A 14,754-nucleotide genomic window follows, 5' to 3' on the forward strand; every position below is an offset into this window, starting at 1 on the left:
GTTTTTCCTTTCAGTCACAAAGACCAATACATCATCATTAACTATTTACTTTATATAAGCAAATTCACATGATTGTAGTGTTATGGTTTAATCAATGGATTTGAAGAACCTGTTCCATCTAATCTTATTAAACATTGATTTGTGTTTTCTAAGGACAGCCAGAGGAACCAGGCTTTACCTACGACATGATCTTCAGGTACAAAGCCCCAGAATCTGGAATCAAGCGAATCGTGCCTATTGTCACCCATCATGAAATAATAATTTTGCTTGAAGGTGTAGGATTCCTGCTCAACCCCATCAATAAATAACTTGTTGTCATTCACTGTTACACTTTCATGCCCTTCAAATTTTTCAATTGTAAAGGAATAACGTCGAACATTGTCCTCATCGAGGGTAATCGTTTGCCCTTCGGCAGGCACTTGAAGTGGGCCGAAATTATCTTTATTCCATTTATAGAAGGCTCCGTCAGGGAAAATATTAGAATCGCCCTGTCCTGGTTTACTAATTCGTTTTTGAATAGACGAAATGGCAGGGGATTTCTCCAATTCTTTGATCATTTGATCAGTGGCAAATACAAAGTAGCCTGAGTTATCTGAAAAGGAATAATAACTATCCGGATTGATGCCATACCTATCAAAAAACTCCTCATTTAAGGGTCTATTAACAATGACATCATAGGAGTACTGCATTTCCTCAGGGTTGTCAGCTGCCTTGCCATTCACATACACTTGTGCTTCTTTTATTTCCAAAACATCCCCGGCAACGGCAATTGCACGCTTTATATAGTTTGTTTTTAAATCAACCGGATACTGAAATTCCTCCGGAAAATTAAATACGACTACATCATTCCTTTTAATAGAAGTAAAACCAGGCAATCTATAGTAAGGCAATTGGATCGCTTCAGAATAGGATTTCAATTCTGTACCCCAAATTTTCTGATGGGTTAAAGGAACCTGAAGAATGGTTTTAGGTACTCTTGTACCGTAATGCATTTTACTCACAAAAAGAAAATCTCCTACCAAAAGGGACTTTTCCATAGAAGCAGTAGGAATGGTAAATGGCTCCAATAATAACCACCTTATCAAACTTGCTGCAATGACTGCAAAAAGCAGTGCATCTATCCACTCTCTTGAGGCTGATTTCTTGTTTTTTTCTTGATTCATTTTTATCTAGTTAAAAGTCCAAAAAATCATCCATTGATAAGACTCCCTTTTTACCAGGCAGCCATTCAGCAACCAAAACAGCTCCCAGGGCAAACCCTTTTCTATTGTGAGCAGTATGGTTAATCGTTATATCATCAATTTCAGACTTATAGGACACAATATGTGTCCCAGGAGCAGGGTCTATTCTTTTAGAGGTAATTGGTAAAGTCCCCTCCTTCTGTTGGGTATTGTCATTTTGCAACTCCCAGCTGGAGTACCTTTGGTTATTCTTAATCAAACCCTCAGCAAGGGTAATAGCTGTACCGCTAGGGGCATCTTTTTTCTCTGTGTGGTGAATTTCTTCAAGAGTAGCTTTATAGGCTTCCTGATCATTCATTAGTTTGGAGAGGAAAGCATTGACTTTAAAAAATATATTCACCCCAATACTAAAATTAGAAGTATAAAAAAGTGATCCATCTTTTTGTTTGCACAGATTGGTTACCCCATCTTTATCGTCCATCCATCCTGTGGTTCCTACCACTACAGGTACACCATGCTGCATACACCAGGTGATGTTTCCTACAGCTGAACCAGGCTGACTAAATTCTATGGCTACATCAATCTTACTTGTGTCCAAATGGTCAAGATCGGCTACATTTTCTATGTTTATTTTGGCTACTATTTGATGGCCTCTTTCTTCTGCCACCTGGGAAATGATTTTCCCCATTTTCCCATATCCTAATATCAGAATATTCATATTAAAATTTAATTTTTAATGAAAGCCCTATTGCATTATTATTGGCTAGTAAAGGCTCCATACTAGGTTCAAGTTTGAAGGTAAGGTCATCACTGACATCAAACCCCGAAAGGTGCGCATCTACAAAAGCATCCACAGCACCCAATGCATAAATGACTCCAAAAACCATATACATTGCATCCCTATTTCTCCTCCAATAATTGACATTTCTAATAATGCCATCCTCATTCAAATTGGGGAAGGGGCTTGTTTCTGTTCCTTCTCTTACAATATCAAGTGCTAAGATAAACTCTTGGTATCTTCTGTTGTTAAAATTCAAGAAATACACCGCAGCTGAAACACCACTGTAAAGTAAAGGTAATTTCCAGACTTTTTTCATTATATACCTGACCTGCTCCAGGGAACATTAGCGATAAATAAAGCGCTTTTTTAGGATCTTTAACATTTGTAGGAGCCTCATTACCCAAAGAATCGGTTAAAGAATCATTGGAATCTTGTTCTTGGGCAAGAGCTGAATGTGCCAAAAAAAGACATAACAGTCCTAAAACAGCACGCATAAGTTTTGCTTGGATATTAATTTGGTCTGCCATAAATGAATTCCGGCATTTCACTTAGATCAATTCAAGAATTTCAAGAATCCTGTTAAGGTCACTGGTAGAGTGAAAAGGGATTTTAATTTCTCCTTTGTCCTTTTTATCTGATTTTAACGAAACTTTGGTACCAAAATGAGAAGCTAGTTTTTGCTGAAGCTTATTGATCTCATATTTCTTTACAGGGTCCAGGCTCTCCGTTTCTTTAGCATCCTTCTTTTGAGCTCCCTCGCTAAGCTCTTTTACAAGTGCTTCTACTTTCCTTACACTTAATTCTTCCTCTATGGTTTTCTTGAAAATGGCAAGTTGCTTGTCTACATCTTCAATATTGATCAAAGCCCTTGCATGACCCATGCTTATTTTTTGATCTCTGATACCAGCTTGAATATCCGGTGGTAACTTTAATAGGCGAAGGTAATTGTTAACAGTAGTACGATTCTTTCCTACCCTATCGCCAAGTTGTTCTTGCTTGAGTTCACATTCGGCCAATAGTCTTTGGTAAGAATGCGCAATTTCTAAGGCATTAAGGTTTTCTCTTTGAATGTTTTCGATCAAAGCCATTTCCAGCATTTGCTGATCATTGGCAGTTCGAACATAGGCAGGAACTTTTTCCAAACCTGCTATTTTAGAGGCTTGAAATCTCCTTTCACCAGATATCAATTGGTATTCATTTTCGGCCAGTCTTCTGACCGTAATAGGCTGGATAATCCCTTGAACTTTAATAGAATCAGCAAGCTCTTCTAGCGCAGTTTTATCAAAATGCGTTCTTGGTTGGTATGGATTTACTTGAATATCTGTTAAAAAGACCTCAAAAATCCCAGCAACTGGGTATTTTTCGTCTGTATTTTCTGCACTCTTTTCTTTTTGAGGAGAATCCTTTAATAAGGCTCCTAAACCTTTCCCCAAAGCGCCTCGTTTTTTACTATTTGTTTTATTAACAGTCATTGTTCTTTTATATTCAATTTTCTTTAACCAATCCATTTTTAGCAGCTATTTCGCTGGCTAAATTCAAGTAAGCGACAGCTCCTTTACCTGTTGCATCAAAAGCGACAACTGGCATACCAAAGCTTGGTGACTCACTCAATTTCACATTTCTAGGAATGATCGTGTCAAAAGTCATGTCTTTAAAATGCATACGCACTTCTTCTACTACTTGATTGGATAGCCTTAATCTAACGTCATACATGGTTAAAAGTATGCCTTCTATCTCAAGTTCTTGGTTCAATCTTGTTTGGATAATCTTTATGGTGTTTAATAACTTACCCAAACCTTCCAATGCAAAGTATTCACATTGCACAGGAATCACCACTGAATTGGCAGCGGTAAGGGCATTGATCGTTATCAAACCAAGAGACGGTGAGCAATCAATGATAATGAAGTCATAGCGATCTCTGATCTCTTGAATAACTCCCTTCATTTTTTCCTCTCTGTTCTCCAGATTCACCATTTCGACTTCGGCTCCTACCAAGTCTATATGTGAGGGAACCAAATCCAAATGATCGATTTCAGTCGATATAATGATTTCATTGATATCATTTTCATTTACCATACACTCGTAAATGCTAATCTCTATCTCCTTAGGATCAAAGCCCAGGCCAGATGTGGTATTGGCTTGGGGATCTGCGTCGATCACCAAGGTTTTGTACTCCAATACAGCTAAACTGGCTGCTAGGTTCATGGCAGTAGTGGTCTTCCCTACTCCTCCTTTTTGGTTGGCTATTGCGATTACTTTTCCCATTGTTTTTTAAAGCGAAATACTTTCCCCTATGTTTAGCAAAATCAATTCTTTCCCACTCTTCACTGCCTCACTTTTTGCTTCTTTTTTATTTATTTCAATTGGTGCAAATGTATCATAGTGCATGCCTATAATTTTATCTGTCCCCACAAACTCGGCAGCTTTTAAGGCGTCAGTAATACCCATGGTAAAGTTATCCCCAATTGGTAAAATTGCAAAATCAATGTCAAATGAATCTCCAATTAATTTCATGTCATAACTTAAGGCTGTATCCCCTGCATAATAAAAGGTGCCCTGATTGGACGATACAACATATCCTCCCGGATTTCCTCCATAAGAACCATCGGGAAGAGAACTGCTATGTACCGCATTTACATATTTGACACTGCAAAAATCAAAGACCTTCGTACCTCCATGATTCATTCCAAATACATTCTTAATCCCTCTTTTCTGAAACCAAGTGACTATCTCAAAATTCGAGACCAAGGTAGCATCGTTATTATTTACTATCCTTTCCACGTCAAATACATGGTCCTCATGCCCATGACTGACCAAAACAAGATCAGTGGTGATTTTATCAATATTTATGTCAGAGGCAAGCGAATTGGGTGAAATAAAAGGATCGAATAAGAGAGATTTGCCTTCAATTTCTACCAAGAAAGTCGAATGACCAAAATACTTCAGTTCAATCATAGATTATTTTGAATTTCGATTTTTCATGCGATTACAAATATATCATTTTAATCCGAACTATGGCCAGCAACCCTGCCCGTTCCGCTAGTTAAAAAAGTAAGTCCTTTAAAATCAACCTTTTTAATCAAAACTAATTGTTTCGCTAATTTTAATTCAACTAGCTTTTTAGCTTTTATTCTAATGGTATATAGCCATGCATTTAGTGCGCTATATTGGCTTATTATGAAGCGACAAGGCGCATCAAATGCCAATCCCTACTAGCATCCATTACTCTTCGTTCAATTTCAAATGTCTTCAAAATTGAAAAAATTAGGCACAAAAAAAAGGTATGGAAATTTCCACACCTTTTTTTTATCGTTGGTTAGACAATTTATTTGTCTTTACCTTTTCTTCTCTTGGTTTCACTTTTATTGCTTTCAGAAGCCTTCATGGCTTGTTCAATCTTCATTTGAAACTTAGATTTTTTCTTATTCGCATTTTTAAGTTTGCTTTCTTCAACCTTCGCTCTGATCTTATCATCATCCACAAACTGCTTGATCAAATATTGCTGACCGAAAGTCACCATATTGGATACGAAATAGTAAAAACTTAAAGCTGCAGGGAATGAATTTAAAACAAACATAAATACTACAGGCATCACATAACCAATGTTTTTCATTGGACCTTGAGCAGTTGTCAATTGATTATTGAAATGCGTATAGGCAATTTGAGATACCGTCATCAGTAAAGTAAATAAACTTACATGTGACCCATAGAATGGTATGGTAAATGGAAGAGTAGCTATAGAATCATAGGTGGACAAATCATGTGCCCATAAAAATGATTCCTGTCTTAACTCAATCGAATTCGGAAAGAAGAAGAACATCGCCAGTAAGAATGGCATTTGAAGCACCATAGGCAAACATCCTGAAATAGGACTTACCCCAAGCTGACTAAACAGTTTCATTTGCTCCTGTTGCATCTTGGTTTGATCTTCACCGTACTTTTCTTTCAACTCATCTATTTCCGGCTTAATCACTCTCATCTTGGCCATACCAATGTATGACTTATAAGTCAATGGCAATAAGAACAATTTGATAATGAATACAATCAGAATAATTATTACCCCATAGTTACTGAAGAAATTCTCAAGCCAATGGAATAAATTTACGATGATGTATTTATTCACCCAGCTAACAAAAATATAACCCATGTCCACATTCTTGTCGAACTCTGGTGTTACATTTTTTGAGGATCTTATAATTATTAGGTCCGAAATAATAGCTTACTTCACCTGTTATTGGAAGCATTAATGTAGCAGACATGTTCTTAACATAAGAAGAATCCAAAGGAGTCTCTTGCGCCAGATTGCCACTGTTAAACTGATCTTTCGCTATAATTCCAGTTGTGAAAAAACGCTGCTTGAATGCCACCCATTTTAGAGGCTCTCCTATTTGCTCTGCATCATCACCTTCACCTGTAGACAAGTAATCATAGGTTTCGTCGGAGGTGTAGAAGTTCATATAGGTTTTCCTTCTGGATTCACCCATATCCTCTTCCAGCTTCTTAAGCTCACTGTTCCAGTTGATCGTTAACTTATCGTCGCTGATCAGCCCTTCTAGTCCATTGCCTTCAATCTTGTGAGAAACCTGGTACCCTGTCTGAGGCAATTGGTATTTTCTTACGATGCTTCCTGATCCAGCATTTGCCGTGAAGGTTACAGTACTTACCTGCACCCCATCAACGAGTTCACTGGATTCATTGGCTACGAAGAAAAGATCATTCAAACTTAATTCGCCTTGTCTGGAATTAATTTTATAATCTAACTTTCCACCCTTGCTATCAAACAGAATTAATGGCTGTTGATCGAAAGTTTTAAAACCTTTGATTTCTACATTTTGAATTTCCCCGCCCTTATTGGACAAGGTTATTTTCATGTTTTCATTTTCCAATACAGTTTCTTTTTCCTGTCCCCTTACAAGGTTAGAAAAATCACCATATTTTTGCTTTTCAGCTACACTACTCAGACTATCAGAAGTTGCATTTTCAACTTGCCCAATTCCCTGATCTGTATCAACCGAATTAGAACGTACCTGTGTACTTTCTGTGGTTGTTTGAGGTTCGATAATTGGCTGTGGATCACTCGCAAAAAAGAGCGAATAAACCAAAATTACCGCTGCGAAAAGAATTAGTCCTGTCGCTTGATTTTTATCCATAATTCAATCGGTTGTTTAATACAGGTTTTTACCTGTCACTAAATAATTATTTTACGATTTATTCCTTTTATTCTCACTTACAGCTTTGATAAATCTCACAAATAAAGGGTGAGGATTCAAAACAGTACTTTTGTATTCAGGGTGAAACTGTGTACCAATAAACCAAGGATGATCCTTCAACTCTATTATCTCCACCAATCCCTTCTCAGGGTTTTTCCCGGTAGCTATCATTCCATTTTCTTCAAAAACCTGAAGGTATTTATTGTTAAATTCATACCTGTGTCTATGTCTTTCTGAGATTTTTGATTTTCCATAAGCAGTAAATGCTCTAGACCCTTTTTTCAACTCACAAGGATAAGCTCCAAGTCGCATGGTACCTCCCATTTGTTTTACCCCTTTTTGTTCTTCCATAAGAAAAATAACAGGGTCTTTACAATCAGGATCTATTTCAGTAGAAGAGGCACCTTCCATACCCAGAACATTTTTTGCAAACTCAATGACTGCAACTTGCATCCCCAGGCAAATGCCAAAGTAGGGAATTAAATTCTCTCGGGCGTACTTAGTAGCAATTAGTTTACCTTCCAATCCTCTTACGCCAAAACCTGGAGCAACGAGAACACCGTCCATAAACTCAAGCTTTTTATCGATATTACCTTCATTTAACTCTTCTGAAGAGACCAAGTGAAGGTTTACCTTACATTCTAATGAAGTACCAGCATGTATAAAAGATTCAATAATGGATTTATAAGCATCGGGAAGAGAAACATATTTCCCTATCAATGCTATATCCACTTCCATTGTTGGGTTTTTGAGTTTACCCAAAAACTCCTTCCAATGCTCAAGTTCTGTGTTTGTTTTAGAAGTGATTTTCAACTTGGTCATCACCCGCTCATCCAAACGCTCCTTTTTCATCAACAAAGGAACATCATAAATAGAATCAGCATCCATTGCTTCAATCACACAATTCAATTGAACGTTGCAAAATTGAGCAATTTTCTTTTTTACATCTACAGGTAAATGATGTTCGGTTCTGCAAACCAGAATATCTGGCTGAACACCTGCTTCTAACAGTTGCTTTACAGAATGCTGAGTAGGTTTCGTTTTTAATTCTTTCGCAGCCGAAAGGAATGGTATTAATGTTAAGTGAATAACTAAAAAATTGTTAGGACCTAGATCCCACCTCACTTGTCTTACTGCTTCTACGAATGGTAAAGATTCAATGTCTCCAACGCATCCGCCAATCTCAGTAATAATTACATCATACTTGCCCTCACTTCCTAGTTTATAAAAATTGTTTTTAATCTCATCAGTGATGTGAGGAATTACTTGAACTGTCTTACCGAGATATTCTCCATTCCTCTCTTTCGTAATAACATTGTTGTAAATCCTACCAGTTGTAACATTGTTACCCTGAGAAGTTGCAGTATTTAGGAACCTTTCGTAATGACCTAAATCAAGATCCGTTTCAGCACCATCTTCGGTGACATAGCATTCCCCATGTTCATATGGGTTCAACGTTCCCGGATCAATGTTCAGGTAAGGGTCAAATTTCTGGATGGTAACCGAGATACCCCTTGATTGAAGAAGCTTAGCAAGTGATGCAGCTATGATTCCTTTTCCAAGTGAGGAGGTCACTCCTCCGGTAATAAAGATATGTTTTGTGGACGCAGCCATAAGAACGGTTATATGAAATTTTGTTTATATTCTTATGGGATTCAAAATTAGGTAAAATAATTGACTTGAAGGCCTAGAATGGAGTTAATATTTTGATTTGAAAATCTATTTAGATTAAGGGTAGGATTAACATGCCCACTAGCAAAGCTTTAGCCTCACTCCTTCAAATAAACAGTTAGTCTCATTTTTATTTTATTCCACAGCGTTTATTAAAGTACCAATTCCGCTAATTTGGATCTTAACCACATCCCTGGAGGCCAGGGTAAAATCACTGCCAGGAACAATACCCGTTCCCGTCATCAAAAAGGAACCTTCGGGAAAGCTATATTCTGTATACAAATAGTTAATCAATTCTGTAAAATCTCTTTTGATCTGATCGATCGTAACGGTATCACTAAAAATTAAATTGCTGTCTCTGATTACCTCTAATTTTATTTCAGTATCCTTTGGCAAGGGCTTCTCCGTAATGAAAATACATGGTCCCAAAGCAGTGCTCCCATTGTACACCTTAGCTTGAGGAAGGTACAAAGGATTTTCTCCTTCTATACTTCTGGAACTCATGTCATTCCCTATGGTATAGCCTAAGATTTTTCCAGAAGAACTTACCAACAGTGTAAGTTCAGGCTCGGGAACATCCCAGGTAGAGTCTTTTCTGATCCTAACTTTTTGCAAATGTCCCATTACCCGAGGTCCGGTAGCTTTCATGAATAATTCTGGACGGGCTGCATTGTATACTTTTTCATAAAAAGTGCCACCTCCACTGTCCTTAGATTCTTCCTGTCTACCTAATTTACTCTTGAAATAAGTCACTCCACTCGCCCATACTTCCTGGTTTCCTACAGGAGGCAACAGTGCTTCATTGATCCAATGATGGGCTTCCTCTGATGCGTTTGAAGACTGAACAATCTTTTCCAGCTTAAGGTATAAGTTATCGTCATTTATAAACCCGTCCCAATTTTCATTGGCTTGAGTATAAAATTGATTGTTTGTTTCAATAACAATACCTTTTTTAGTTCTGTAGATCTTCATAATAAACAAACTTAAAATATGTGAAGTAAAAAAGCGAATTTAATTTGATTAAAGGTCGTTTTCAAACATTCAAAAGTAGTTAAAAACCACTTCCTTTTCAAGAATAAATTGTTTCTGTTTGTATCATAACAGAAAAGGTTCTCTGAATAAATTTCAGAGAACCTTTTCACATCCTGCCTTTAAATTTTTGATTAAGGATTAACAATCAATCTTTGTTTGTTGATGATGGTTTGTTCGTTGCTTACACTTACAAGATAAACGCCTTGAGAAAGATTGTCAAGAGGTATGTTAAATTGATTATTAGTCGTTTGAATACCACTCAAATCGAAATGGCTAACCAACTGACCATTCATGTTATGAATAAGGACTCTTCCTTGACCAATTTCAGCATTAAGTTCCAAAGTAGCTCTTCCTTTTGCCGGGTTAGGGAAAATACGGATCTCATCAGCAGTAACTGTTTCTGTGTAAACATCCATTTCTTTATATCCTCTGCTATACATTTCTTCTTTAAACTCACTTTGAGCTGTTCTTAAATTTGAAGCAATGTTTCCACCTTTGGCATCACTACCAATGATTGCTATACCTGAGATACTTGCATTGTTCACTATGGCATTCAATTCCAAGGTTAAAACACCATTTGTTACTTCAATATTTTCGAAAGACAGTAAAGTAGGCGCATTTTTGTTTTCTACATAAAGGTCAAACTTACTTTTTAACACTTCGCCCTGAAGAGAAATGTCATAGACTCTTTTCCCAGCTGCGGCAGCACTTCCAGCATGTCCGTACCAAAGTTCGTGGTGCATGGTGAAAACAGTGTATGTTCCATTAGGTACTGGAATAGTGTATTTTAAGTTTTTCTCACTTCTTTCTGACTGGAACAAGGCATCAACAGCTATTTTATTGTTCTCATAACTGTTGGTACCGTCATTGTAATATTTTTCGGTACTGTTTTCAGCTAAATAAGTGATACCGTTCAATGTAGCATCTGATTTACCGCCAGCATTCAAAAAGTAAAGGTGTTCTGAACCAGGTATTTGAGGAACCTCATTAATTTCTTGGGTTATAGAGAATCCAGAGATAGAAGCATTGTTGGCACTTGCAATCAAATCTAAGTTTAAAACACCATCTTTTACTTCAACCCCTTCAAAAGTAAGTACTGCCTGTTGGTTGTTGTTATGAGTAAAGATATCAAAATTATCCATCACCAATTGGTCTTCTAATAAGATATCAAATACCCTTCTGCCTTCTCTTGCTACTGAGCCACCTTTTCCATAATACAACTCATTGTGGTAAGTTTTTACAGTATAGGTTCCATTTTCTAATGGGACGTTGAAATTCAATTCGGAAGAATACCTTTCTGATTGAAAAATCTTTTCGTTACTCGCATTGGTGTTTGTAGACGTATTGGAGTTAGATGAAGTAATGAATTCACTTCCTGATACGTGAGCGTTGTTTTGGAAAGTAATCGCATCCTTATTAGTAGTGTTAAGGTACATGGCTGTTCCTTCTGTTTGCTTAATTGATTCCTCTGGAGTTTCAACAACAACTGCTGCTTTAGCTACAACTGGAACAATTGCAATACCAGAAATAAGGCTGTTGTTAGAAGAAGCATTGAGCTCCAGGTTAAGCAATCCGTCAGTAACTTCGATGGCATTAAAAGTAAGGGTAGTTTCATTGTTTTTATTTTCAACGAATAGGTCAAAATCTTTCTTTACAACATCACCTTCGATAGAGATATCAAATACCCTAAGTCCAGCACGCTCGTATTTTCCATTGTTTCCAAAATACATTTCATTGTGGTAGGTTTTGATTGTATAGGTCCCTTTTTCTAATGGAATTTCAAACTGAAGGTTTTTGTTAAACATCTCAGTCTGAAAAAGCACCTCATCACTACCAGACGCTTTAGTAGAAATGTTTACTCCTGAAGTTTTGATGTATTCTTTATTGATTGGGTCAAATTGTTGTCCATTATAATTGATGGATGTAGTACTGTAGTCTACATGGTAATAAAACCCTTCCAATGCTTCACTTGATCCGCTTTCAACAGGCTTGCTTTCGATAACGGCTACTTCTTTGTTTTTGGCAGTAAACTCAATTTCAGAAGAAGTACTAACATTTCCATTTTTATCGGTAACGGTAGCCCATACATAGTTTCCGCCTGCTTCAATCTCATTGATGACAGCCTGGTATGGTTTTTCGTTGCTAGAACCTACCAACTTCAAACCACAATAGAAATCTACTTTTGCGATGTTATTGTCCAGGTTAGTAATCTCACTGGTCAAAGTGATATTGTCCCCTTCAGTAATCTGTGAAATATCTTCTTTAACAGCCAATTCGATAACAGGCGTTTTGATAACTTCAGGTAATTTCTCAATTGCTTTAGCTACCCGAACAAGCACTACAGAACCATAAGCAGGTATAGTAACCTCTCCTGAAAATTTCTCTAACTTTGCATTTACATAATCACCTGACAAAGCAATTGTTTTGCTGGATTTGGTAGGGTTGAATTCAAATAATATTTCTTCCTCAGGGTTAATAAAAGAAGCTTCTACTTCAACAAATTCCAAATCATCTACCCAATAAGTGAAGTTAGCTTCAGTAGTAGTGATCAAAAGAGATACTTCATTTACATCTGCAAAAGGAGATACAAGCACTTCAAATCCATTAAGATCAGCTTTGACTTCGAAAGTAGTCATTGCAGACAATTTCTCCCAAGGAGTACCAGTATACCTTAAATAGGCCTGAATGTTTCCTGATTTATTTGCCAAAGCATTGAATTTCAACAAATAGGTTTTGTCTTTCATCATTTTACCTAAATTGATTTTCACTGCGCTGGATCCTGAACCGCTAACTTTAAGCGCACCACCATTTGTTTTGCTATTGGTGTCCCATTCCTGCTTGCAATTGCTACAGTATACACCACTTACATTTTTGTCAAAGGAAGAGTTAGCATACAAGCTAGAACCGATTTTATTTTTGATGGTATAAGTAGAGATATCAACTGAATTACTTACCGAATTTTTGTCTTTACCGAATTTGGCCGTCCATTGTGCTAAATTATCTACTGCCTCTAATTTTTTACCATTGTTTACATATTCATTTAGTATACTGAACTCATCACCAAGTGGTCTGAAAAAATAGTTTTTATCAAAATCAGCCATTATGCCAATGTCATTTTTATAGGTATTGACATTATAAGAGGTCTGATTGGCACTTTTAACAAAAAACTGATTGTTAACGATATCTACATCTCTTGTGTCTTCTCCGATGACATTATTTCCTAAAGTAATTGAAGATTGAGAATTGTAAAAAGTATTGTTTGTTACGAGGATGTTGTTGACGTTAGACATTTTCAATCCATTGTTCTCAGTATTTCCAACGGTATTGCCAATGATTTCTATGTGGTTAGAATGATCATCAAGGAAAATACCTTCAGCCAAAGGCTTGTAGTTAACACCTTTGTCAGGAATCCCACCTTTACTTCCTATACTGTTTACAACAATATTACCTTCAATTTTTCTTCCTCTATAGCCTTGGTATTTAACTCCACCAAAAGTGTATATTCCTCCACCGTCGCCTTTGATCTGGCAGAAAGTATCCACGTAATTATTTTTTACTTCTGAATAGTTACCATTAAACTGAATACCATTGAAGCCAGAGTTGATAACTGCGTTGTTTTGAACCAATACTTTCTCTCCATAAGCAAAAATTGCAATTCCTGAAGCATCTTCGTTTTGCGTTCTTCCAGCGATCAAAGCAGTTTTTCTAACCTCATTGTCCCTGATAATCGCATTGTCATTGCCATACCTAAGGTACATACCATTGTTATAGGTATTGTTGAATTTGTTTCTTTCGATGCGTAAATCCACCACACTTAAAGCAAGGATACCATTCTCACCAGAAAAATTGATTTCAGAATCACTTATTTTTATGTTGGTACCCCCTTCTAATTTGATAGCGTCTTTGTTGGATCCTTTAAATTCGATGTTCTCAATATGGATGTTAACATCTCTATAATCTTTTGTCAGCAAATTGTCTAGCGTACTTACCTCTACCTTCATAGAAGAAGGATTGCTATTGCCAAAGTAAACATTCATTTTCCTAGTAGAAGGATTGAAAAACCATTCCCCATAGGTATCAAGTGTCTTAATATGGTTCTGAATAAAAAATCCAAAATCTTTTTCAACTGGATAAGCACTGATATTACCATCGAATCGAACTTGACCTCCACTGTGGGAGGAGATTTGGTGCGTATCAATAACCCACTGATTCTTTTTAATGACCACCTCAGCACCTTTCCAACTTGGAGAACCACTCAATTCACTGCTGGAAAGTTGGTAAATACCGCTTACCTCTTCAATTTTTAAATAACCTTCATTACCAACATTACTGTTTGGATATCTTCCCAATTCATGAATTTCACCATTGATCAGAAGCACCTCCACAGATTTTGTATCAATTGAAGAACTACTTTCATAAATCCCATTTCCAATAGACTTCCAGCCATTGATCGTTTTTAAAGAAGTAATTACAGGCTTGGCGCCAGACCCGTATGCTCCAATTTTAATAGGAGAAGTAGTTGACCCTGATGCTTTAATATGTAAAGTACCATAAAAAGCTTCTCCTCTTTTAAACAAGATAGCATCTCCAGGCTTCAAATAATTAATATAGGAATTAACTTTATCAATTGATTTCCATGGAGTATTAGCATTTTGTGCTTCTGTAGAAGAGCGATTATCATTTCCAGATTCTTGAGATACATAAAAATTTGTAGCATATCCCTGTGTAAGTGACATTGCTAACGAAATCAGAATGAAGATGGAGATAAATGAAGCTTTCATAGTATTATATTTTAAAGTTTATATTTTTCGTTTCCCTGGGGCCACCTTATTATTCAGGTGTCTGTTAATTTTATCCTACTTTTTTTGACTTATGAAAT

General features: G+C 36.7%; 11 protein-coding genes and 1 pseudogene. All 12 read right to left on the reverse strand.

The window, feature by feature from the left end:
• Positions 1-87: 87 nt before the first annotated feature.
• The 12 genes and pseudogenes from lepB to ADICYQ_RS22285 all read right to left on the reverse strand — a co-directional run bounded on the left by lepB (position 88) and on the right by ADICYQ_RS22285 (position 14,656).
• Positions 88-1,163 (reverse strand): annotated as a pseudogene (lepB, locus tag ADICYQ_RS22235) (signal peptidase I).
• A gap of 10 nt (positions 1,164-1,173) precedes the next feature.
• Entirely contained in the window at positions 1,174-1,899 is a 726-nt protein-coding gene (gene dapB / locus ADICYQ_RS22240) for a 4-hydroxy-tetrahydrodipicolinate reductase (protein ID WP_020893975.1), read from the reverse strand.
• Position 1,900: 1 nt separating this feature from the next.
• Positions 1,901-2,278 carry a DUF5683 domain-containing protein gene (locus ADICYQ_RS29090; protein WP_235114859.1) on the reverse strand — a complete coding sequence of 126 codons (378 nt, stop codon included), beginning with the start codon at positions 2,276-2,278 and terminating at the stop codon, positions 1,901-1,903.
• Complete coding sequence (locus ADICYQ_RS29095; protein WP_020893977.1) at positions 2,208-2,489, reverse strand: DUF5683 domain-containing protein; 282 nt, start codon at positions 2,487-2,489, stop codon at positions 2,208-2,210. The genes ADICYQ_RS29090 and ADICYQ_RS29095 overlap by 71 nt, the downstream gene beginning before the upstream one ends.
• Before the next feature lie 21 nt (positions 2,490-2,510).
• Entirely contained in the window at positions 2,511-3,434 is a 924-nt protein-coding gene (locus ADICYQ_RS22250) for a ParB/RepB/Spo0J family partition protein (protein WP_020893978.1), read from the reverse strand.
• Positions 3,435-3,447: 13 nt separating this feature from the next.
• On the reverse strand, positions 3,448-4,227 hold the full coding sequence (locus ADICYQ_RS22255; RefSeq protein WP_020893979.1) for a ParA family protein: 780 nt from the start codon (positions 4,225-4,227) through the stop codon (positions 3,448-3,450).
• 6 nt (positions 4,228-4,233) lie between these two features.
• The gene (locus ADICYQ_RS22260; RefSeq protein WP_020893980.1) at positions 4,234-4,917 is read right to left on the reverse strand and encodes a metal-dependent hydrolase; all 684 of its coding nucleotides are present in this window, start codon (positions 4,915-4,917) and stop codon (positions 4,234-4,236) included.
• A 370-nt stretch (positions 4,918-5,287) separates the two neighbouring features.
• Positions 5,288-6,109 carry a membrane protein insertase YidC gene (yidC, locus tag ADICYQ_RS29895; RefSeq protein ID WP_316929333.1) on the reverse strand — a complete coding sequence of 274 codons (822 nt, stop codon included), beginning with the start codon at positions 6,107-6,109 and terminating at the stop codon, positions 5,288-5,290.
• Positions 6,090-7,112 carry a membrane protein insertase YidC gene (gene yidC / locus ADICYQ_RS29900; RefSeq protein ID WP_020893982.1) on the reverse strand — a complete coding sequence of 341 codons (1,023 nt, stop codon included), beginning with the start codon at positions 7,110-7,112 and terminating at the stop codon, positions 6,090-6,092. Before yidC (ADICYQ_RS29900) ends, yidC (ADICYQ_RS29895) begins: the two co-directional genes overlap by 20 nt.
• Before the next feature lie 51 nt (positions 7,113-7,163).
• Positions 7,164-8,786 carry a CTP synthase gene (gene pyrG / locus ADICYQ_RS22275; RefSeq protein WP_020893983.1) on the reverse strand — a complete coding sequence of 541 codons (1,623 nt, stop codon included), beginning with the start codon at positions 8,784-8,786 and terminating at the stop codon, positions 7,164-7,166.
• A 192-nt stretch (positions 8,787-8,978) separates the two neighbouring features.
• The gene (locus tag ADICYQ_RS22280; RefSeq protein ID WP_020893984.1) at positions 8,979-9,815 is read right to left on the reverse strand and encodes a fumarylacetoacetate hydrolase family protein; all 837 of its coding nucleotides are present in this window, start codon (positions 9,813-9,815) and stop codon (positions 8,979-8,981) included.
• A gap of 191 nt (positions 9,816-10,006) precedes the next feature.
• Positions 10,007-14,656 carry a malectin domain-containing carbohydrate-binding protein gene (locus tag ADICYQ_RS22285; RefSeq protein WP_081652420.1) on the reverse strand — a complete coding sequence of 1,550 codons (4,650 nt, stop codon included), beginning with the start codon at positions 14,654-14,656 and terminating at the stop codon, positions 10,007-10,009.
• Between the last annotated feature and the right edge of the window lie 98 nt (positions 14,657-14,754).

Source organism: Cyclobacterium qasimii M12-11B (assembly GCF_000427295.1).
Taxonomy (GTDB): Bacteria; Bacteroidota; Bacteroidia; order Cytophagales; family Cyclobacteriaceae; genus Cyclobacterium; species Cyclobacterium qasimii.